This is a genomic window from Paenibacillus sp. JSM ZJ436 (genome assembly GCF_044383795.1).
In the GTDB taxonomy this organism is placed as follows: domain Bacteria; phylum Bacillota; class Bacilli; order Paenibacillales; family Paenibacillaceae; genus Paenibacillus_AQ; species Paenibacillus_AQ algicola.
In genome coordinates, this window is record NZ_JBISEO010000013.1 from 39,035 (window position 1) to 57,342 (window position 18,308).

Here is an 18,308-nt window from a genome sequence, read left to right on the forward strand (position 1 = left end):
AGCTGCTCTCTTAGACCAACGGTCTTAGAGAGCAGCTTTTTTTATGCGTGCAGGTCATCGCTCTTGTAAGCAGCGTCAGATCTCCCGGGAATATGAAAAGGCGGCGCCAGGAGCAAGCTCTCCGGCACCGCCTTTTATTGTGTCACAGCCTTTATCAATGATGATGGTCATGCAGCCCATTCTGCTATGCGACCTCACCTTCCTAAGTATCTTCCTTCATGTCAAGTCACAGGATCACTCCTATGCCTGCCCGGGGAGCTTTCCCTCTCCCTGTCCTTGGCATAGCCCAAAATAATTCAGCAGGAAGCTGCGGAACGCTTGCGCTACGGGCGGCAGCTTCTCGTCTGCCCGATGAATCAAACCGATCGAGCGGGTGACCTTCGGCTCTGAGATGCGAACTCTGGCCGGCTGAAGTGGATTGGTCTGGAACAACGCCATTTCCGGAAGCAGACTGACGCCCATCCCTGCTGCTACAAGTCCACGGATCGTATCTGTCTCTTCTCCCTCAAAAGCAATCTTCGGTGTAAAGCCAGCCTCCAGGCAGGCATGCCATACAATCGGCCGCAGCGAGTAGCCCTTGCTGAACAGGATAAAGCGCTCTTCCTTCAGCTGCTCCAGCTTGATCTCTTCTTCTCCGGCCAGCGGATGATTCGGCGGAAGAATCGCAAACAGTTCCTCGGTCAGCATTACATCTCCCTGGATATGATCTTCCCGATCCGGAAACGGAGATACGAAAGCCAGGTCAACCTCGGCTGACAACACATCCCGAATTAGCGTTGGATACATCCCTTGCTTAAACCTGAATCTGACATTCGGATATCTCTGTTTGAATTCTGCAACGATGGAAGGGATCAGGTGAATACCCAGGCTATGTGGAAATCCGATTCGGATCTCGCCCTGCTCCGGGTCCAGAAATTCATGGATTTCTGCTACCGCCCGATCTAGATCCTTCATAATTCCCTCTACCCGCTTACAGAACAGCTGACCCACTGGCGTCAGCTGAAGATTACGCCCCTTCTGCATGAACAGATTGATTCCGAGCTCCTCCTCCAGCTGATGGATTTGACGGCTTACGGCGGACTGGGCCACATGCAGCTCCTCTGCGGCCTGGGTAACATGCTCTTTCTGCGCAACCTTGACAAAGTACTGCAACTGTCTTAATTCCACGCTATTTCTCGCTCCATTCTGCATTCCATAAAGCTCATGCTTTTTCCTGTAATTAATCTTTTACATTCGTGACCCTTTAAACAGCCGGAGCATCAATCCATAGATGAAGAATCCGGTAATGGCACCGCCAAAATGAGCCATCCAACCGATGCCCGGCATGAACGAGAACACGGCGCCCATAATGAGCAGCGCGTATAGCGTCTTCTTGGAGCTCTCATCCATCTTGTTTTGCTGAAGCAAGGCAATATACAGAAGCCCTCCATACACACCGTAAATGGCCCCGGAGGCACCAACCAGCCAGATCACGTCTGATGAGCTCTGTACGTAGTAGGACACACTGAGCACATTCCCCATCACGCCGCTGACCAGATAAAGCACGGCATAACGGACACTGCCAAGGATCCGCTCCAGCGGCGGCGCAATGACAAGCAGCGCAAAGCTGTTAAAGAACAGGTGCTCCAAGCCCCCATGAAGAAACATGGAAGTGAAATAGCGCCACCATTCACTCTTGAACGGTTCCACCACAGCCAGCGCACCATACTTCAGCTGCGCGTAGACATTATTCGAGCCGCCATCAAAAGTTACGATCAGAAACATGACCAGATTGGCAAGCAGCAGCAGTGAGGTAAACGGGTAATACCGGAGATAGCTCTTATAGCTTTCGTATCGAATAAAAATCATGGAATCCTCCTTCCTGGATGTGCATCAGGACCCCGGGTGGACATCCTTATTTTAAAAAGATTATAATGTACCATGAAACCAATCACCAAACTTTGAATTTCCAAGGAGGAGATGTACATGGCTCAAGAACGTAAAGATGCTGCGACATTTAAAGGCAATCCTATTACATTGATAGGCCCCGAGCTGAAGGTAGGCGATCAGGCACCTGATTTCACAGTAAGCAAAAATTTGCTGGAGGAGGTCAGCCTCAAGGATTACGCCGGCAAAATCAAACTGATCAGCGTAGTGCCATCACTGGATACCGGTGTCTGCGACGCTCAAACGCGCCGCTTCAATGAGGAAGCCGCTTCGCTCGGTGAGGACGTTGTCATCCTGACCATCAGTGCTGACCTTCCATTCGCCCAAGCCCGCTGGTGTGGTGCAGCCGGTGTTGAGCAAGTGATCACCCTGTCCGACTATAAGACACGTTCCTTCGGACAAGCGTATGGTGTGCTCATTCAGGAATTCCAGCTGGACATGCGTTCCATCTTCGTGGTGGACCAGAATGACAAGCTTGCCTATGTCGAATATTTGGCTGAAATGACAGAGCACCCGAACTATGACGCTGCTATGGAAGCCGTCAAGTCGCTGCGCTAGAAGCAGTCATTACCAGGTTACATAACACCTGTAAAAAAGCGGGAGAGCAGCTCTCCCGCTTTTTGCTTGTGCTATGCATCAATTCTGTGCTTGGACAATCTTTTGTCCAGTACAGAGAACAATTGTAGAATCACTCGATAATTAGCCCCCAAGTCACCCAGGGAGCCCCGGGAAGCCGAATACATATCCACAGCCGAGCGAACGGGATTAATCCCAAGTACAGACACGGTAATATCCAGAGTACGACCGGTCTTGGTTCTTTTCTCGAGAATAATCTCCCCTACGGAAGGGACTTCATGCAGAACCTTGTAGCCGGGAATTTTCTTTAGGTTCGAGGCTACTTCCTCAAAGCATTTTTCTTTAGAAAGATTATAATATCGTGTCTTTAGTTTCGGGTCTTTAGCACGGTCGCTTGTGCCGTCATAACTGCGCACGATACCCACTAGAACTCGTTTGAATGACAAAGACCGTTCCTCCTTTATAAATGACCGTTCCCTTTTCACTCTCTAGTTTACCATTGTTTAGCCTCTCAGCAAACCTTTATTGCTAGGCCGCTGCGTCTTTTCTTCTCTATACGTGCATTCATGAAAAAGCGCCTCTCCCCTTTATGTTAATAAAAGGAAGAGACGCCAAAACTTAAATGGGTGGAACACCCGCCTATGCCGTCCGGTAACATTGTCTTCGAACCTGCTATAGCAGGTGGGTGATCTCAAAATCGGTTATGAATTCCCCTAGTCATATAGACAGGGCATTTCAGCCGCGATTCAATGTCGATCTCCCTAGACATCGTCATTGGTTCAAAACAACGTAAGTACCGAAACGTACATCGCAGGATGTAAAATCATTATAGGGGTTTTTTGCGAAAAAGTAAACCTTATGTTAACGGGAATCTTTCGATTTCTCGTCCGATTTTACATGCTCCATACTTTCCAGGAGGGCTCGCTCGGCAGATTCCTCTTCTTCCTGCTGCTTCATCCGCTCAGCCTGCTCCTGCATCTTCATGTAGGTTCCATAGAAGTTAAAGAACGCAAACACTGCCATGATGCAGAACAAGAAGAATACGAACAGCACAGGAACCCGTATGCCAATAAAGATCAAGAGAGCGCTTCCCACCAGTGTCGAGAAGACGCGGAATGGACGAATCAGAGTCAGCAGCACCGCATTTTTGAGCAGCTGGGTCGACTTCATTTCATAATGGACTGCCATGGAGAAGAAATTGAACAAGGAAACGAACAGCACCAGCAGCAGCACGAGCATGACAATGCCTACAAGCTGAAAGCCGTCTCCCATCTGAGTCATGTATACGGTGTAGTCAATGTACATGATCACAAATAACAGAGTGTACACGAAACCGCCAATCATAGCCTGCTTATAATTTTCCTTATAGCCTCTGAAGAAGGTCTTGAACACGGGGACGTCGGGATCGCCCATCACCCATTTTCTGACTACGGTAAACATGGCAGCAGTTGCCGGGAACAAGACGAACGGCGCTAGTATGCCCATAATCCAGTTGGCCAGGATCTGCTCGTTCACAGCGTCCGGCACCTGCACCATCATCATAAATTTAGTCACCAGAAAAAACAAAAACGGTAAAGAGCATAACACCCACAGGATGTTCGTAAACGCGATACGGGTGATCCATTCGGTTATTCTGTATAAGCCCCCCATGGGTCCCTTCATTTCCAAAACCATTTCCTCCTCACTGTCTCATGCATGTACCTACTAATATACCTTATTTTATGTCTCTGTGACCAGAGCCTAAATTGGAAAGACCGGGCTTTCGTCCATACCCGGTGACGCTTTGCTCCATATGATATGGATGTAAACTAACACCACCTTCAAAGGAGTTGAATCTTCATGTCTTGTGTATCCGGAGGTTACGCTGGTGCCGGCGCTTGCGGCTATGGCTACGGCTCAACGGTTGGTATCGTTCTGGTTCTGTTTATCCTACTCGTCATCATCACTCGCGCATTCTACATCTAAGACGGCAAGAATATAAAGACGGAGCTGACGCCGTGATGGCGCAGCTCCGTCTTTGTATTATTCATTCGACTTAGCTATTGTAATCGTTGCTGCTCGAGCTCGGTCTGCGGTCATTGTTGTACGAGCGCGGCTTGCGATCCCGGTCGCCGCTGCGGTCCCGGTTGTATCCACCCTCACGGGAAGAGGAAGAGCCGCCATCACGGCTGTATCCGCCGCTGCTGCTGCCACCGCGGTTGTAGCCTCCACGGCCGCCGCTTCCGCCTTGACCCTGACGATCACGGTTGTATCCGCCCCCGCCGCCTTGGCGATCACGGTTGTAACCGCCGCTAGGCTTGCGGCCACTGCGAATGTCCGGCTTCCGGCGCTTCACGCGGATCGGATCTTCCGGAGTCAGCTGAATATCAGCTTCCTTCTTGTCATCGCCTGTCAACAGCTTCATAGCTGATGCCAGAAGCTGAACGGAATCGTACTGCTCCAGGAGCTGAATGGCCAGACCCTTGTATTCGTTCAGTTCACCTTTCTCGATCATTTCTAGTACACGCTCAGCCGTTACACGCTGCTTGCCTTCGATTGCCTCAGCCATCGTTGGCAACGGCTTACGAGGAATACGGTGACGGGTTACGCGTTCAATGAAACGAAGATGGTCAATTTCACGCGGCGTTACAAAAGACCATGCTGTTCCTTCTCTACCGGCACGGCCCGTACGTCCAATACGGTGTACATAGCTTTCAGGATCCTGCGGAAGATCAAAGTTAACAACGTGCGATACACCGGAAACGTCCAGTCCACGCGCTGCAACGTCGGTAGCTACGAGAACATCAATGCTTCCGTCGCGGAATCTGCGCATGACCGTGTCACGCTGATGCTGCGACAAATCGCCATGAAGGCCATCTGCTGAATAACCGCGCTTCTGGAGCGCTTCAGCCAGCTCGTCAACCCGGCGCTTCGTGCGTCCGAATACGATCGCAAGGTCCGGGGACTCCATATCGATCAGGCGGCTCAGCGCCTCAAACTTCTGGCGCTCAGGCACTTCAATGTAAGCTTGATCAATCAAAGGTGCGCTGACATGCTTCGGAATAACCGATACATGCTCAGGGTCCTTCAGAAATTGCTGAGCCAGCTTGTGAATGTTCGGAGGCATGGTCGCCGAGAACAGCAGCGTCTGACGCTCCTCCGGTACCAGCTTCAGGATGGACTGGATGTCATCCATGAAGCCCATGTCCAGCATTTCATCCGCTTCGTCCAGAACAACGGTCTGAACATCATCCAGGCGGATGGTTTTGCGGTTAATATGATCCAGCAAACGGCCCGGTGTTCCGATAATAATCTGCGGCTTCTTCTTCAACGCGCGGATCTGACGGCCGATATCCTGGCCTCCATAGATTGGCAAGCTGCGAATTCCCTTGAAACGGGACAGCTTTCCAATTTCTTCAGCGACCTGGATCGCCAGCTCACGGGTTGGTGTCATAACGAGAGCAACAATGCGCTCCTCTTCACGCTGAATCTTGGAGATGAGGGGCAGCCCGAATGCTGCCGTCTTTCCGGTACCGGTCTGTGCTTGACCAATCATATCCCGTCCGGTCAAAGCAATCGGAATCGACTGGGATTGAATCGGAGTGGCTTCTTCAAAGCCAAGCTCAGTAATTGCCTGAAGCACGCGGGGCTCCAGACCAAAATCTGCAAATGTTTTCAATAGGTTCATACTCCTTCTATCTAGTGGACATCCCACATTCTTCTCTGTATTCTTAAGTAGCGGTGACTTGTTTAGGCTTTCCCGGCCCGCAGGATTTTCTGCATGAGGGTTGACCATAATTTATTACTGCCGAAATACAAGGTCGGCTAATGTATAATCATCCTGATAAGCGTGCAAAGTTTTCTTAGTAATCATCTACTCAAGAATATCTAATACAGTATATCACACATTGATGAAGGAATACCAGCCGCATCCATAATGTCATACTAACTACCGAGGTGAACACTTATGATCAAAGCCCTTTGGACATACATATCCATCATTACCGGGGCTGTCGTTATTGCCTGCGGCTTTAACCTGTTTCTTATCCCCCACCACCTGCTCAGCGGAGGCGTATCCGGGGTAGCCATGCTGATCGGCTACTTCTCTCCGCTGAATATCAGCGTGATGTATTTTGTGATCAACATTCCTATCCTGATTGCAGGCTGGATCAAGCTCGGCAAACGTTTTGTCGGACTCAGCATGCTGTCTGTTGCCATTGTTACGTTGCTGCTGGAATTCATACCCGTGCAGTCTGTTGCCTCTGATATGCTGCTGTCCTCCGTGTTCGGCGGTCTGCTCGTCGGCTTCGGTGCAGGTGTGTCTTTCCGGGCAGGCGGCTCTACGGGCGGCTTTGATGTCATGGGCTCCATAGTGACCCGATACCGGGACTTCCCAGTGGGCAGCGTGCTCGTCGGCATGAATACGCTGGTAATTCTGGCTGTCGCTTACTTGGAGAATGACTGGAACCTTGCGCTCGCCTCCATGCTGTCGATGTACGTCACCGGACGCGTGATTGACTTCATTTACATCAATAATATCAAAGTCACCGTCTTTATCGTCACAGACCGGACGGAGGAGCTGCTCTCGAAGCTGCTGCAAAGGCCGCGCGGGGTGACGCGGATCAAGACTCAGGGTGCCTTCAGCCATAAGGAAAAAGACATGCTCATGACCGTCACCACCCGCTACGAGCTGGCGGAGCTCAGAATTATTATTAAAGAAACTGATCCGGAGGCCTTTGTGAACATTGTAGAAACCGTTGGGGTGATGGGACAATTCCGCCGGGGTTAATTATGTAGTTGTTAAAAGAATTAGACTTTGTGGTATAATACGAGTGCTCAGCTCCTACAATATGGATAGGCTGCTCTTCCAAGATTACAGCCGCATTTGCTTTTCCGTTTACTAAGAAGATCCTGCCTGGCCTCACAAAAAGGAAGGAAAGGGTGATTTTTGTGGAAATGGAAACGGTCAAATTGTCAGAAATCGTCTTGAAATGGTTTCCGGAGATGATGCCCTTTTTTAACCAGAGTGAGCTCAATTTCCGGATTGTCCTCCGCGACGGCTTAGGGATCCTTGAAGAAGAAGACGCTCTTGAAATTATTCAGTACAGCATTTGTGAGCAACAGAATCAAGCTCTGCTTCATTAACGATATCGGCCCGCAGCATACCTGCTTCGGGAGAGAACCAGAAATGCCGCCCTCCTGCTTCTTAATGGATGGCGGCATTTTTTTTGCATTCCTTTTTTTAGATGCATATCCATCTATTGATTGGTTAGCGTTTGAAGCCCTTCAATTTCGTTTAAAAAAGTGAGGTATCTGTGTTTGAGGGTATCAAATGACATATCGGTTGTTTTGTTGTAACAATTCCGTTCTTTTTGTCAGACACAGGTTGTATATAATATTTATTATTGTGCAAGGACACAAGGGAGAGAGGTAATTATGAACATCATCTTGGCTTTACTCATCTGGACTGCAGGCGGCATGGGGATGTACGGCCAGCCGGACGGCGAGGTGACCAGCCTGCTGCAGACCTCCGTGAGCACGGTCGCAAAGCAGCCGGCAGCAGGCAGTGGTAACGCTGTGAAATCCGATCCGCAGCAGGACGAAGCGCCGGTTGTGAAGGGAATTTACGTCACAGCATACAGTGCAGGCGGCTCCCGCATGGAAGAGCTGGTCAAGCTGGTGGATGACACGGAGCTGAATGCGATGGTCATCGACATTAAGGATGACGAGGGATACATAACGTACAAGACGGAGAACGCTAAGCTTCAGGAGATGGGCAAGCCCCAGCCTTTTATCAAGGACATGGGCCAGCTGATGGAACGCCTGGACAAGCATGAAATTTATCCAATCGCCCGGGTCGTTGTATTTAAAGACACCATTCTGGCGAAGAAGAATCCGGAGCTTTCCTTTGTGAAGAGTGACGGTAGTGTGTGGCAGAACGGCAGCGGTGATATGTTCGTCAATCCCTACCGCAAGGAGGTCTGGGATTACAATGTAGAAATCGCCAAGGAAGCAGCCAAGATGGGCTTCAAAGAAATTCAGTTTGACTACGTCCGCTTCCCGGAGGGCTTTGAGAAGCGTGCTGATTCCCTGAAGTACACCAAGAGCGAGCAGTCGCGCGTGGATATTGTTGCAGAATTCGTGAAGTATGCCCGCAAGGAGCTGGAGCCGCTGGGCATTCGCGTTTCGGTTGATATTTTTGGATATGCTGCTTCTGTACCGGCTGCGGAGGGCATTGGACAGGACTTTGTCAAAATATCCAAGCATGTGGACGTCATCAGCCCTATGGTGTATCCAAGTCATTACACGACCGGCTGGTTTGGCTCCAAGACCCCGGACAAGGCCCCTTATCAGACGATTAAGGGCTCGATGGAGGATACGCACGAGAAGCTGGATCCACTTGGCTCCTACAAGCCGATTATCCGGCCATGGATTCAGGATTTCACAGCAAGCTGGCTGGGCAGCGGAAACTATGCCAAGTACGGCAAGAAGGAAGTCGAGGAACAGATTCGCGCCCTGAAAGAGATGAAGGTCGACGAATACTTGCTTTGGAACGCGTCCAACAGGTACACTAAGGGAGTTGAATACAAGTAAGCCGCCATCATGCATCCTACTGAACCATGAGCACCCGGCCCTGTGGCCGGGTTTTTATATTGTCCATGGATAGAACAATAGAAAAGAAGGACAAATACCATGAAGCAAACCCATTCTTTAGGGCAGAAATTCAAGCAGTTTCTCGTCATCCTGCTGCCCATTCTTGTTACACAGCTGTCCTTATCGGCAATGGCCTTTTTTGACTCTAATATGTCCGGTAAATTTGGCTCCAGCGATCTGGCCGGCGTTGCGATTGCAACGAGCCTCTGGATCCCGGTTCAGACCGGCCTTAGCGGAATTCTGATCGGCATAACCCCGATCGTATCCCAGCTGATGGGAGCCCGCCAGGAAAGCAAGGTGGCTTATCAAGTGCTTCAGGCGCTATGGTTCTCGGTCCTCCTCGCACTTCTCGTGCTGGGCATTGGTTATGCTTGCGTTCCGGTTATTCTGGAGCACATGCCTTTGGAGCCTGCGGTAAAAGAGGTTGCAGGGGGCTATTTGACTGCCATTTCGGCCGGCATCATCCCGTTATTTGTCTATACCGTGCTGCGCAGCTTTCTGGATGCGCTGGGCCAGACTCGGATTTCAATGGCCATTACACTGATTTCATTGCCGGTGAACGTCGGCCTGAATGCCTTGTTTATCTTCGGACTTGCAGGATTTCCACGTTTAGGAGGCGTTGGGGCGGGGGTTTCTTCTGCTATTACCTATTGGGTGGTCTTCATCATTGCCGTGGCGATCATTCACTGGATGCATCCGTTCTCCGATTTTATGATCTTCCGAAGGCTGCGCGGCGTGTCATTGAAGGCATGGAAGGAGCTGACCAAGATCGGCGTTCCGATCGGTTTCTCCATCTTCTTTGAAACTGCCGTATTTGCGGCGGTCACGCTGCTGATGAGCAGCTATGACACGACAACCATTGCTGCCCATCAGGCAGCGCTCAATTTTGCGACGACGCTGTATATGCTCCCCCTCAGCATCTGCTTGAGTCTTACGATTCTGGTCGGCTATGAAGCAGGCTCTGGGCGCATGAAGGACGCAAGGCTGTATGCCAAGCTCGGCATCGGCTTCGCCCTGCTCCTCTCTCTTCTCGCTGCTGTGATTTTGTTCACGGCGGGCAAGCAGGTAGCAGGCCTGTACTCCAACGAACCCGCCGTCGTTCAGCTGATCTCGCAATTTTTGCTGTTCGCTGTGTTCTTTCAAATTTCAGATGCGATTGCTACCCCAACCCAGGGCGCGCTGCGGGGCTATAAGGATGTCAATGTGGCGTTTATGCTTGCCTTTCTTTCTTATTGGGTGATTGGGCTGCCTGTCGGTTATGTGATGGCTTCCTTTACTTCCTTGGGCGCGTTCGGTTACTGGATCGGGCTTATCACCGGTCTCGCGGTAGGCGCAGTATTGCTGCTGCTGCGGCTCATTAAGGTGCAGCGCCGATATGACCCTGCAGCAGAAGCTAGAGCATTGTAAATAAACAAATAGCTGTCCTAAAAGATCATTAGATCTAGAGGGACAGCTTCTTTATTTATATGGAGGCCCTCCCTCAAATAGATGATCCATTTGAGTCCCCTTGCTGCACCATGATCTTAGCCTAGCCTTTCGCTTCAATCACATACGCCGCCCCCGGCGTAATGCGCTTTTTCTCCACCATCGTAACCTCCTGAATGTCGGGCACGGTCAAGAAATGCCGCTCCAGATGCTCGTCCACCGCAAGAAATGCATTCTCCTCATTCTCTGCTGCCGTGATTACAACAAAGCTCCCTTGGTCACAAAGGACTTCCATACGATACAAATACATGCTTTATGCTCCTCTCTCTGCATCCCTGCTTGCATGCGCAGCTCCATATACTTGGTCAAAAAGCTCTGCGGAATCATTCCGCAGAGCTTCAACAGGTTTATACTACTGGGATAAGCGCAGTGCCAGCTCGTACATATCCATGTCAAAATCCTTCTTCGTGTTCACGACCTTATCAATATCGGTCAGCACCAGCTCCCCGTTAATGATGCCGCAGCCCTTGTCGGATTCTCCCTGGATCAAGCTGCGCACGGCGAAATCACCAAGACGGCTGGCGAGATTACGGTCAAACGGAGTCGGAGCCCCGCCGCGCTGAATGTGTCCTAGGACCGTTACTCGTGCATCGATCGAGGCATGGCGCTCCTTCAAGGCATGGGCGACATCTTCGCCGCGTCCGACGCCCTCAGCGACGATCACAATACTGTGACGTTTGCCCTTCTCAAAGTTCTCTTTCATCCGATCCGCAATTTCGTCCATGTCGTAAGGTACTTCCGGGACGAGAATGGTTTCGGCTCCGGAAGCCAGGCCCGCATGCAACGCAATATCTCCGCAATGGCGTCCCATGACTTCAACGATGGATGAACGCGCGTGCGATGACATGGTGTCCCGAAGCTTGTTCACCGCATCAACCACGACGCCTACCGCCGTGTCAAAGCCGATCGTATAATCGGTAAAGGAAATATCATTATCAATTGTGCCAGGCAGTCCCATCGTCTTGATCCCAAGCTTGCTCAGCTTGTTCGCTCCTTGGTAGGAACCGTCACCGCCAATAACGACCAGGCCGTCAATACCGTGCTGGTTCAGAATTTCTGCACCTCGCTGCTGCCCTTCCAGCTGCATAAACTCCGGGCAGCGGGCGGATTGAAGCACAGTTCCTCCGCGCTGAATGATGTCTCCTACACTGCGAAGATCCATTTTGTTAATCTCGTTGTTGAGCAGTCCCTGATATCCCCGCTGGATGCCGTACACCTCCAGCCCATAGTACAGGCCGCTCCGGACCACGGCGCGCAGTGCGGCGTTCATCCCCTGAGAGTCACCGCCACTGGTCAAGACTGCAATTTTTTTAACTTCTGACATGTTTATTCCTCCTTGTGGGTCAATCATTTTTATGCCTGCGAATCCATTGGCTGTTTACCAGAAAGAAAATCCGGGTCATCGGACTCCGCTTCATCAGCCGTTTGGACACACTGCGAACCAATTGCTGCTCACTGACTTTAGGATCGGATAAATATAATGCCAGAAGCCCCTCGATGATCATCCGGTGAAATCCTGCCGAAGGAATGGCTGCCACATCCTTGCGCGCCCATTCTACAATGGAGGTTAGCCTGCTCAGCATGGCCTCGGCGTCATCATAGTAATTGCAGAAATTCAGATCGCCGCCGATCCGGTCCTCATCCTGATCAATCAGATAATCCAGCATGATGTGGAGACTGCATACATTAGGAAAGTATGCCGCATGAATGCTAGATGCATCCTGATCATCCAAAAACGGATCTGACGCCGCCAGGAACAGCATAAACACTCCAAGCGTTGATCCTGTCGCCGCGGCAAATTCGTTCCAGCGCAGGTGCGGTGTCCGGTGGGCATGAATGGACCACCACTCCAGCAAAGCCGCCTCACGCTGCTCTGGATGAATGTGCTTGTGAACCTGAAGATCCGTGTACAACGAAGCCAAATCCCTTATGTATGGTCGGGCTGCTTCGTATCCCTGCAGCTGGCTGATCGCCTCCCGGCAGGTCATGACCAGACGGGTCAGGTAGCCGCCGTCCTCTTTCTCAGAGCGATACGCATAGTAGTCCTCCAGGGCCTTGTCCGGGGTTACGGCATCCAGCATCGACTGGTGAAGCTTCCGGAAATCCTTCGGATCCAGGGAGGTGCTTCGATCGCATAAATTATCCAAATAATCACTGATCGTTTGATAAGCGACAATCAGCGGAATCAGAATATGCTTCTCCGGCAAATTCGCCGCAGCATAGACTGCGCCGCCCTGACAGTGAAACCGCTTCGTATCAATACTTGCCAGCGCCTGGCTTCTTAGCTCCTCATCGGGTATTTGCTCGGCGTCCCGCCGCCACTTCCCCAATTCGGCAGAAACCTCGGGCAGAATAAATCGGTACACCCGGCTCATCAGGCCGATGGGACTGCGCGGAGCTTTACGGCTTAGCTCTTGATCATTCAATGAACCCGGCCTCCACATGCTTGTGTTTTTTTTATATTCATCCAAATCAAACCTATTATAATATGATCATTCCTATTGTACAAATGGGTTCTTGACGAGGTTGTATGAAGAGGACAAAGATGGGGGGACGTCAAAAAAGAACAAGAAAAAAACACAGCTCCGAGGAGCTGTGCCTTCATCTTCATTACTGTAATGGTTCTTGCTTTATAAGATCCCCGTTACACGGAGTTAGCTTACAGCTTGATTACGTTAGCTGCTTGAGGACCGCGGTTACCTTCAGTGATGTCGAATTCAACTTCTTGACCTTCGTCAAGAGTCTTGAAACCGTCGCCTTGAATAGCGGAGAAATGTACGAATACGTCCTCGCCGCCTTCGTATTGAATAAAACCGTAACCCTTTTCTGCGTTAAACCATTTAACTGTACCTTTCAAATGAACAACCTCCTAAAAATACCGCCATCTATGGCGAATATCCATATTATATCCCATGTTCGAAAACAATGCAATCCGTTCATGGCTCTGACGCAAAAATATGATGCTCATGATTTGCTTTTAGCACAGCGGGTGCGTTATCATTTACCCAAAAGCCCAAAAAACGGAGAATGCATATGATTAAAAAACACGAAATATACAAAAGAGACAAATGGAACATGATGACGGTCGAGGTGCAGGGCCGCTATCTCGTGCTCCGTGAAATCTCGGATCAGTGGGGCGAAGAAACGCATACGTTCATGAGCCGTCCGGCGCTGATGCAGTGGGCGCATAACCGATTCCCTGAAGAGGATTTCAAGGGGCGCGAGGATGAGTGGAACGAGCTGATCCAGAGCTTCAAGCAGGTCTAGGCCGATGGATTACTCCAATGCCGTCATTTTCATTATTCTGGCCTTCAGTCTTGGCCTGATTATGATCATGAACAGAGACCGGATTCCTGCGCAGCTGCGCAAAGGCATGGCGATTACCGCCATCTTCATGATTCTGTTTGCCTTTTATATTATTGTATACAGCTTTTTCACACTGGGTGCTTCTTGATCTGAGACTCGGATGAAAGCAGGCGCGGCAAGGCATACTATCGCTCGATGCTGTTTCATCGAGGAGGTTACTGCCAATGAAGTACACCAGAGCACTGTGCCTGACGCTGGTGTTGTCCTTATTGCCGCTGTCAAGCCCCCATCCCGGCGCTTCTGTTCAGGCAGCCCGGATGCCATTCAACGATAACCCGATTAGGAGGATTTCAATGGAAACTTTGCCAAAGCGCACCGAAGTACCTGCCGAGCATAAATGGAAGCTGGGGGATATGTTTGCAGACCAGAAGGCCTGGGATCAGACCTATGAGGAGGTCCGCAGACTGACGGAAAGCAGCAAGCAGTACCAAGGAAAGCTGAACGAGGCTGAAGCCATCAAGCAATGCTTTGAGCTGGAGGATGAGATCGGACAGCACACCGAGCGGCTTTTTGTATACGCCCATATGCATCATGATGAGGATACCGCAGACCCTACATACCAGGCGTTGACGCAGAAAGCCAAAAAGCTGAGTGTTGAGGTGGGCGAGGCCCTCTCCTTCATAACTCCGGAGATTTTGGCGATGACAGACAGCCAGCTCGATGAGCTGATCAAGAACCCGCTGCTGTCGGAGTATACCTTCACCCTGACAGAGATGAAGAGAGAGAAAGCCCATATTCTGTCCAAAACCGAAGAAGCCCTGCTCGCCCAGGTCGGCAACCTCTCTTCTGCTCCGCAGACCATTTTCGGTATGCTGAATAATGCAGATATGAAATTCCCGAAGATCAAGGATGAGAACGGCAAGGAAGTCGAGCTGACTCACGGCAGCTACATCCAGTTCCTTGAGAATCCGAACCGTCAGGTCCGCGAAGCTGCCTTCAAGGCGGTCTATGAAACGTACAGCAAGCAGAAGAATACCATTGCCGCCACGCTGAATGCGAACGTAAACAAGAATATTTTTTACTCGCGGGTACGCAAGTATCCATCCGTATTGGAGATGTCGCTGTACGGAGACAACATTCCGAAGGAAGTGTACACGAACCTAGTCGATACCATTCACGAGAGCCTGCCGTTGCTGCACCGCTACATGCAGCTTCGCAAGAAGCTTCTCGGGGTAGATGAGCTGCATATGTACGATCTGTTCGCCCCGCTCGTGGATGAATATAAGCTGGACATCACCTATGAGGAAGCGAAGCAGCAGGTCAAGGACGGCCTTCAGCCTCTTGGAGCTGAATACCTCGGGTTTCTGCAGGAGGGCTATGATAACGGCTGGATCGACGTGTACGAGAATGAGAATAAGCGTACGGGAGCCTACAGCTGGGGAGCCTACGGCACACATCCTTATGTGCTGCTGAACCACAAGAACAACCTGAACAGCATGTTCACGCTGGCTCATGAGATGGGTCATGCGCTGCACTCCTTCTACTCGGACAATGCATTGAAATACCGGGATGCACAGTACACCATTTTCCTGGCTGAGGTGGCCTCCACGACGAACGAGGCTCTGTTGATGGATTATTTGCTCAAGAAATCTACAGATCCGAAGGAAAAAATGTACCTGCTCACGTACTATGCCGATCAATTCCGGACGACGGTATTCCGTCAGACGATGTTTGCCGAGTTCGAGAAAATCGTACACGAGCGCGCCGAGCAGGGAGATTCTCTGACTCCTCAGGACTTGAGCGACATTTACTACGAGCTGAATGTGAAATACCATGGCAAGGATATGGTGGTTGATAAGGACATTAGCATGGAGTGGGCCCGGATCCCACACTTTTACAACAGCTTCTACGTGTATAAGTACGCAACGGGCTTCTCCGCGGCTACGAGCTTCTCGAAGCAGATTCTGGAAGAGGGTCAGCCTGCTGTAGACCGTTATCTGTCCTTCCTGAAGAGCGGCGGCAGTGATTTCTCCATTCAGATTTTGAAAAAAGCAGGCGTGGATATGTCTTCGCCAGAGCCGATCCGCGAAGCCATGAGCGTCTTTGAGGACGTCATTACGCAAATGGAGCAGCTTACGAAATAACATCACACCCTGTTTATAGCGTTTAAGTAAATCCCTTGTCTTTGCGGCAAGGGATTTATACTCATATGAAGGAGGAAGCATCATGAAAATGCAGTGGTCCCTGATTCTTGGCCTACTATTTGCACTTCTTACTGCTGTTTTTGCTGTCATTAATGTTGATCCGGTCTCGGTCAATCTGCTGTTCAGCACCGTATCTATGCCGCTGATTCTATTAATTATCGGCTGCACTCTGCTGGGAGGGATTATTGTTGGCTCCTATGGCATCTATCGCCAATACCGGCTGCAACGAGAAGTCAAAGCCTTATCTTCCAAGCTGGCACAGTATCAGGAGCTATATGGTGATTTGAATACCACAAATCTTACCGGTGAATCTTCTGTCGCTCAGGAGTCAGCGACTCAGAAGGACTATGAATCAAACACTGATGACCTGTCCGCACCATCGGATGAGCTTGGCAAGGATAAGCTGTAATCTGCCCTAATCATGAAGGCAGGCTGCTGCTAGGGTCAAGGAGCACGCTCAGGCCGTATTTTAGCCTGCATATTATTCGAGCTAGAAGGAGTTAAGATCACGTGAAGATACAACCGAATGAGAAATATATTTTGGAGCTGCTGATGAAGCTGCTGAATACCCCGAGCCCGACCGGATTTACAGGCGGCATTATGAAGGAGATTGAGCAGGAAGCAGCGTCCCTTGGCGTAGCCTGCACCCGGAATGAGAAAGGCGGAGTTATCCTCTCTATACCTGGCAAGGATGGCAACCGTACCGTTGGATTGAGCGGGCATGTGGATACACTGGGCGCTATGGTCAGGGCCATCAAGCCGGAAGGAACCCTGCGGCTGACGCGGATCGGCGGATTTATGATGAACAGCATTGAGAACGAATACTGCATCATCCATACCCGCAGCGGACAGACGTATACCGGAACGATTATGAGTACGAAGCCTTCAGTACATGTGTACAGCGATGCCCGGACCTTTGACCGTGAAGAGCAGAATATGGAAGTACGGATTGACGAATGTGTTCAAAGCGCAGAGGATGTGAAAAAGCTGGGCATTGCCGTCGGTGACTATATCTCTTTTGATGCAAGGCCTGAAGCCACTCCAAGCGGCTACATCAAGTCTCGTCATCTGGACGACAAGGCGAGCGTCGCCGCCCTGTTCGGACTGCTGGAGTCCATGAAGCGCGAGCAATGGACGCCGCAGTATCATCTCCAGATTCTGATCTCTAATTATGAAGAGGTCGGGCATGGCGCAGCCAGCATTCCTGATGAGATTAACGAGCTCATCGCTGTGGATATGGGCTGTATCGGCGATGATCTGAGCTGCAAGGAAACCGATGTATCCATCTGCGCGAAGGATTCCAGCGGCCCTTACGACTACGATATGACGAGCCGCCTGATAGAGCTTGCGGAGCGCGAGGGCATTCCCTATGCCGTCGATGTCTACCCATATTACGGCTCAGATGCCTCAGCAGCGCTGTCTGCTGGGAGCAATATTCGCGCCGCCCTCATCGGCCCCGGCGTCCACGCCTCCCATGCTATGGAGCGTACGCACAAGCAGGCTGTATTGAATACCGTCAAGCTGCTGGCAGCTTATATTATGTAACGCCCAAGGCAGCAGCAAATCATTCCTCCTTAACATAACCGCTGTTTAACTCTACGCATTACCGAGCAAAGTCAATACGACGGTTCCAAACGCCATCGTATTGACTTTGCTTCCCTTCGTATTCAAGGTGTTTGTAACTCGGAAGGACGAACCAGAGCCCCCTTTTTATGACCTTTTCTAGAGATGATCACAAATAAACACAAGTTGTTGGTAACCTTTCAAGTCAATGAAGTGTTTATATTACAGGAAGGAGTCCAAATGAAATGGATGGGTAGAGGGGCTTATGAGATCAAATTCGAGGACAATAAAACTGAAAAAATCAATCCATGGATGAGCATTCTAGACTCCGTGTCGTATACGAGATCGCCCAGATCGTTTGTCAGCAGAAACATAAGAAATGATGGTGGTGCTACGTTTGCATTCATCATTTTTTATCGTGATCGTAATGGAGAATTGAATGATTATTCTTTGGATATGAATCAAAAAGGTTATCTGTTAAGAGATGAGAGGAAAATGTACAAAATGGTTGAGCAAGAAACAGAGGTCTTCAATTCACTCTCCACATGGCTCTTTGAGAATTCAACTCAAATGCCGAATTCATAACAAGACATATCCCGGTGCAGCTTCATGTAA

At 50.4% G+C, this 18,308-nt stretch carries 21 protein-coding genes and 1 other RNA gene; 12 read left to right on the forward strand and 10 right to left on the reverse strand.

Annotation, left to right across the window (positions count from 1 at the left end; translation table 11 throughout):
- Positions 1-240 precede the first annotated feature (240 nt).
- Positions 241-1,167 (reverse strand): glutamate biosynthesis transcriptional regulator GltC, encoded by a 927-nt coding sequence (gene gltC, locus ACH6EH_RS15520; protein ID WP_397332987.1) that lies wholly within the window; start codon positions 1,165-1,167, stop codon positions 241-243.
- A gap of 60 nt (positions 1,168-1,227) precedes the next feature.
- Positions 1,228-1,848, reverse strand: coding sequence for a rhomboid family intramembrane serine protease (locus tag ACH6EH_RS15525; protein ID WP_397332988.1), 621 nt, complete (start codon positions 1,846-1,848; stop codon positions 1,228-1,230).
- 117 nt (positions 1,849-1,965) lie between these two features.
- On the opposite strand from ACH6EH_RS15525, the gene tpx reads away from it, so the two are divergent.
- Positions 1,966-2,484: a thiol peroxidase gene (tpx, locus tag ACH6EH_RS15530; protein ID WP_138226341.1), complete on the forward strand. Its 519-nt coding sequence runs from the start codon at positions 1,966-1,968 to the stop codon at positions 2,482-2,484.
- 71 nt (positions 2,485-2,555) lie between these two features.
- Here tpx and ACH6EH_RS15535 read toward each other — a convergent pair whose 3' ends face one another.
- The 3 genes from ACH6EH_RS15535 to ACH6EH_RS15545 form a co-directional block, all read right to left on the reverse strand.
- Positions 2,556-2,948, reverse strand: coding sequence for a DUF1499 domain-containing protein (locus ACH6EH_RS15535; protein WP_138226342.1), 393 nt, complete (start codon positions 2,946-2,948; stop codon positions 2,556-2,558).
- Positions 2,949-3,130: 182 nt separating this feature from the next.
- Positions 3,131-3,322, reverse strand: a non-coding RNA gene (ssrS, locus tag ACH6EH_RS15540) — 6S RNA.
- Between the two features lie 41 nt (positions 3,323-3,363).
- A complete protein-coding gene (locus tag ACH6EH_RS15545; RefSeq protein WP_138226343.1) occupies positions 3,364-4,170 on the reverse strand; it encodes a YesL family protein in 807 nt (268 codons plus the stop codon).
- Positions 4,171-4,341: 171 nt separating this feature from the next.
- Between ACH6EH_RS15545 and ACH6EH_RS15550 the strand changes: the two genes are divergently transcribed.
- Positions 4,342-4,467, forward strand: coding sequence for a YjcZ family sporulation protein (locus ACH6EH_RS15550; RefSeq protein WP_138226344.1), 126 nt, complete (start codon positions 4,342-4,344; stop codon positions 4,465-4,467).
- A 70-nt stretch (positions 4,468-4,537) separates the two neighbouring features.
- Here ACH6EH_RS15550 and cshA read toward each other — a convergent pair whose 3' ends face one another.
- On the reverse strand, positions 4,538-6,160 hold the full coding sequence (gene cshA, locus ACH6EH_RS15555) for a degradosome RNA helicase CshA (protein WP_397332989.1): 1,623 nt from the start codon (positions 6,158-6,160) through the stop codon (positions 4,538-4,540).
- A 288-nt stretch (positions 6,161-6,448) separates the two neighbouring features.
- Here cshA and ACH6EH_RS15560 point away from each other — a divergent pair, with 288 nt between their 5' ends.
- The 4 genes from ACH6EH_RS15560 (at position 6,449) to ACH6EH_RS15575 (ending at position 10,542) form a co-directional block, all read left to right on the forward strand.
- The gene (locus tag ACH6EH_RS15560) at positions 6,449-7,270 is read left to right on the forward strand and encodes a YitT family protein (protein WP_397332990.1); all 822 of its coding nucleotides are present in this window, start codon (positions 6,449-6,451) and stop codon (positions 7,268-7,270) included.
- Positions 7,271-7,422: 152 nt separating this feature from the next.
- Positions 7,423-7,626: a hypothetical protein gene (locus ACH6EH_RS15565; RefSeq protein WP_397332991.1), complete on the forward strand. Its 204-nt coding sequence runs from the start codon at positions 7,423-7,425 to the stop codon at positions 7,624-7,626.
- 291 nt (positions 7,627-7,917) lie between these two features.
- Positions 7,918-9,075, forward strand: coding sequence for a putative glycoside hydrolase (locus ACH6EH_RS15570; protein ID WP_397332992.1), 1,158 nt, complete (start codon positions 7,918-7,920; stop codon positions 9,073-9,075).
- Positions 9,076-9,174: 99 nt separating this feature from the next.
- Positions 9,175-10,542, forward strand: coding sequence for an MATE family efflux transporter (locus tag ACH6EH_RS15575; RefSeq protein WP_397332993.1), 1,368 nt, complete (start codon positions 9,175-9,177; stop codon positions 10,540-10,542).
- Positions 10,543-10,663: 121 nt separating this feature from the next.
- Here the strand turns inward: ACH6EH_RS15575 and ACH6EH_RS15580 are convergent, their stop codons facing one another.
- The 4 genes from ACH6EH_RS15580 to ACH6EH_RS15595 form a co-directional block, all read right to left on the reverse strand.
- Positions 10,664-10,870, reverse strand: a complete 207-nt coding sequence (locus ACH6EH_RS15580; protein ID WP_138226349.1) for a DUF3906 family protein — start codon at positions 10,868-10,870, stop codon at positions 10,664-10,666.
- A gap of 102 nt (positions 10,871-10,972) precedes the next feature.
- Positions 10,973-11,944, reverse strand: a complete 972-nt coding sequence (pfkA, locus tag ACH6EH_RS15585) for a 6-phosphofructokinase (RefSeq protein WP_397332994.1) — start codon at positions 11,942-11,944, stop codon at positions 10,973-10,975.
- 19 nt (positions 11,945-11,963) lie between these two features.
- The gene (locus tag ACH6EH_RS15590; RefSeq protein WP_397332995.1) at positions 11,964-13,046 is read right to left on the reverse strand and encodes a tetraprenyl-beta-curcumene synthase family protein; all 1,083 of its coding nucleotides are present in this window, start codon (positions 13,044-13,046) and stop codon (positions 11,964-11,966) included.
- 233 nt (positions 13,047-13,279) lie between these two features.
- Positions 13,280-13,477: a cold shock domain-containing protein gene (locus ACH6EH_RS15595; protein ID WP_138226352.1), complete on the reverse strand. Its 198-nt coding sequence runs from the start codon at positions 13,475-13,477 to the stop codon at positions 13,280-13,282.
- Between the two features lie 176 nt (positions 13,478-13,653).
- Between ACH6EH_RS15595 and ACH6EH_RS15600 the strand changes: the two genes are divergently transcribed.
- The 6 genes from ACH6EH_RS15600 (at position 13,654) to ACH6EH_RS15625 (ending at position 18,278) form a co-directional block, all read left to right on the forward strand.
- Positions 13,654-13,887, forward strand: coding sequence for a hypothetical protein (locus tag ACH6EH_RS15600; protein ID WP_138226353.1), 234 nt, complete (start codon positions 13,654-13,656; stop codon positions 13,885-13,887).
- A gap of 4 nt (positions 13,888-13,891) precedes the next feature.
- Entirely contained in the window at positions 13,892-14,074 is a 183-nt protein-coding gene (locus ACH6EH_RS15605) for a hypothetical protein (protein ID WP_138226354.1), read from the forward strand.
- Positions 14,075-14,279: 205 nt separating this feature from the next.
- Positions 14,280-16,070: an oligoendopeptidase F gene (pepF, locus tag ACH6EH_RS15610; RefSeq protein ID WP_397333027.1), complete on the forward strand. Its 1,791-nt coding sequence runs from the start codon at positions 14,280-14,282 to the stop codon at positions 16,068-16,070.
- An 82-nt stretch (positions 16,071-16,152) separates the two neighbouring features.
- Complete coding sequence (locus ACH6EH_RS15615) at positions 16,153-16,539, forward strand: LapA family protein (RefSeq protein ID WP_397332996.1); 387 nt, start codon at positions 16,153-16,155, stop codon at positions 16,537-16,539.
- Between the two features lie 101 nt (positions 16,540-16,640).
- Complete coding sequence (locus tag ACH6EH_RS15620) at positions 16,641-17,675, forward strand: M42 family metallopeptidase (RefSeq protein ID WP_397332997.1); 1,035 nt, start codon at positions 16,641-16,643, stop codon at positions 17,673-17,675.
- A gap of 258 nt (positions 17,676-17,933) precedes the next feature.
- Complete coding sequence (locus tag ACH6EH_RS15625; RefSeq protein ID WP_397332998.1) at positions 17,934-18,278, forward strand: hypothetical protein; 345 nt, start codon at positions 17,934-17,936, stop codon at positions 18,276-18,278.
- The last annotated feature ends 30 nt before the right edge of the window (positions 18,279-18,308 follow it).

Excerpts from the sequence above, each read along its gene's own strand:
- ACH6EH_RS15575 (WP_397332993.1), top strand. The coding sequence starts at position 9,175 with ATGAAGCAAACCCATTCTTTAGGGCAGAAATTCAAGCAGTTTCTCGTC.
- ACH6EH_RS15580 (WP_138226349.1), bottom strand. The coding sequence starts at position 10,870 with ATGTATTTGTATCGTATGGAAGTCCTTTGTGACCAAGGGAGCTTTGTT.
- tpx (WP_138226341.1), top strand. The coding sequence starts at position 1,966 with ATGGCTCAAGAACGTAAAGATGCTGCGACATTTAAAGGCAATCCTATT.
- ACH6EH_RS15550 (WP_138226344.1), top strand. The coding sequence starts at position 4,342 with ATGTCTTGTGTATCCGGAGGTTACGCTGGTGCCGGCGCTTGCGGCTAT.
- ACH6EH_RS15625 (WP_397332998.1), top strand. The coding sequence starts at position 17,934 with ATGAAATGGATGGGTAGAGGGGCTTATGAGATCAAATTCGAGGACAAT.
- ACH6EH_RS15605 (WP_138226354.1), top strand. The coding sequence starts at position 13,892 with ATGGATTACTCCAATGCCGTCATTTTCATTATTCTGGCCTTCAGTCTT.
- pepF (WP_397333027.1), top strand. The coding sequence starts at position 14,280 with ATGGAAACTTTGCCAAAGCGCACCGAAGTACCTGCCGAGCATAAATGG.
- ACH6EH_RS15560 (WP_397332990.1), top strand. The coding sequence starts at position 6,449 with ATGATCAAAGCCCTTTGGACATACATATCCATCATTACCGGGGCTGTC.
- ACH6EH_RS15615 (WP_397332996.1), top strand. The coding sequence starts at position 16,153 with ATGAAAATGCAGTGGTCCCTGATTCTTGGCCTACTATTTGCACTTCTT.
- ACH6EH_RS15600 (WP_138226353.1), top strand. The coding sequence starts at position 13,654 with ATGATTAAAAAACACGAAATATACAAAAGAGACAAATGGAACATGATG.
- ACH6EH_RS15570 (WP_397332992.1), top strand. The coding sequence starts at position 7,918 with ATGAACATCATCTTGGCTTTACTCATCTGGACTGCAGGCGGCATGGGG.
- pfkA (WP_397332994.1), bottom strand. The coding sequence starts at position 11,944 with ATGTCAGAAGTTAAAAAAATTGCAGTCTTGACCAGTGGCGGTGACTCT.
- ACH6EH_RS15525 (WP_397332988.1), bottom strand. The coding sequence starts at position 1,848 with ATGATTTTTATTCGATACGAAAGCTATAAGAGCTATCTCCGGTATTAC.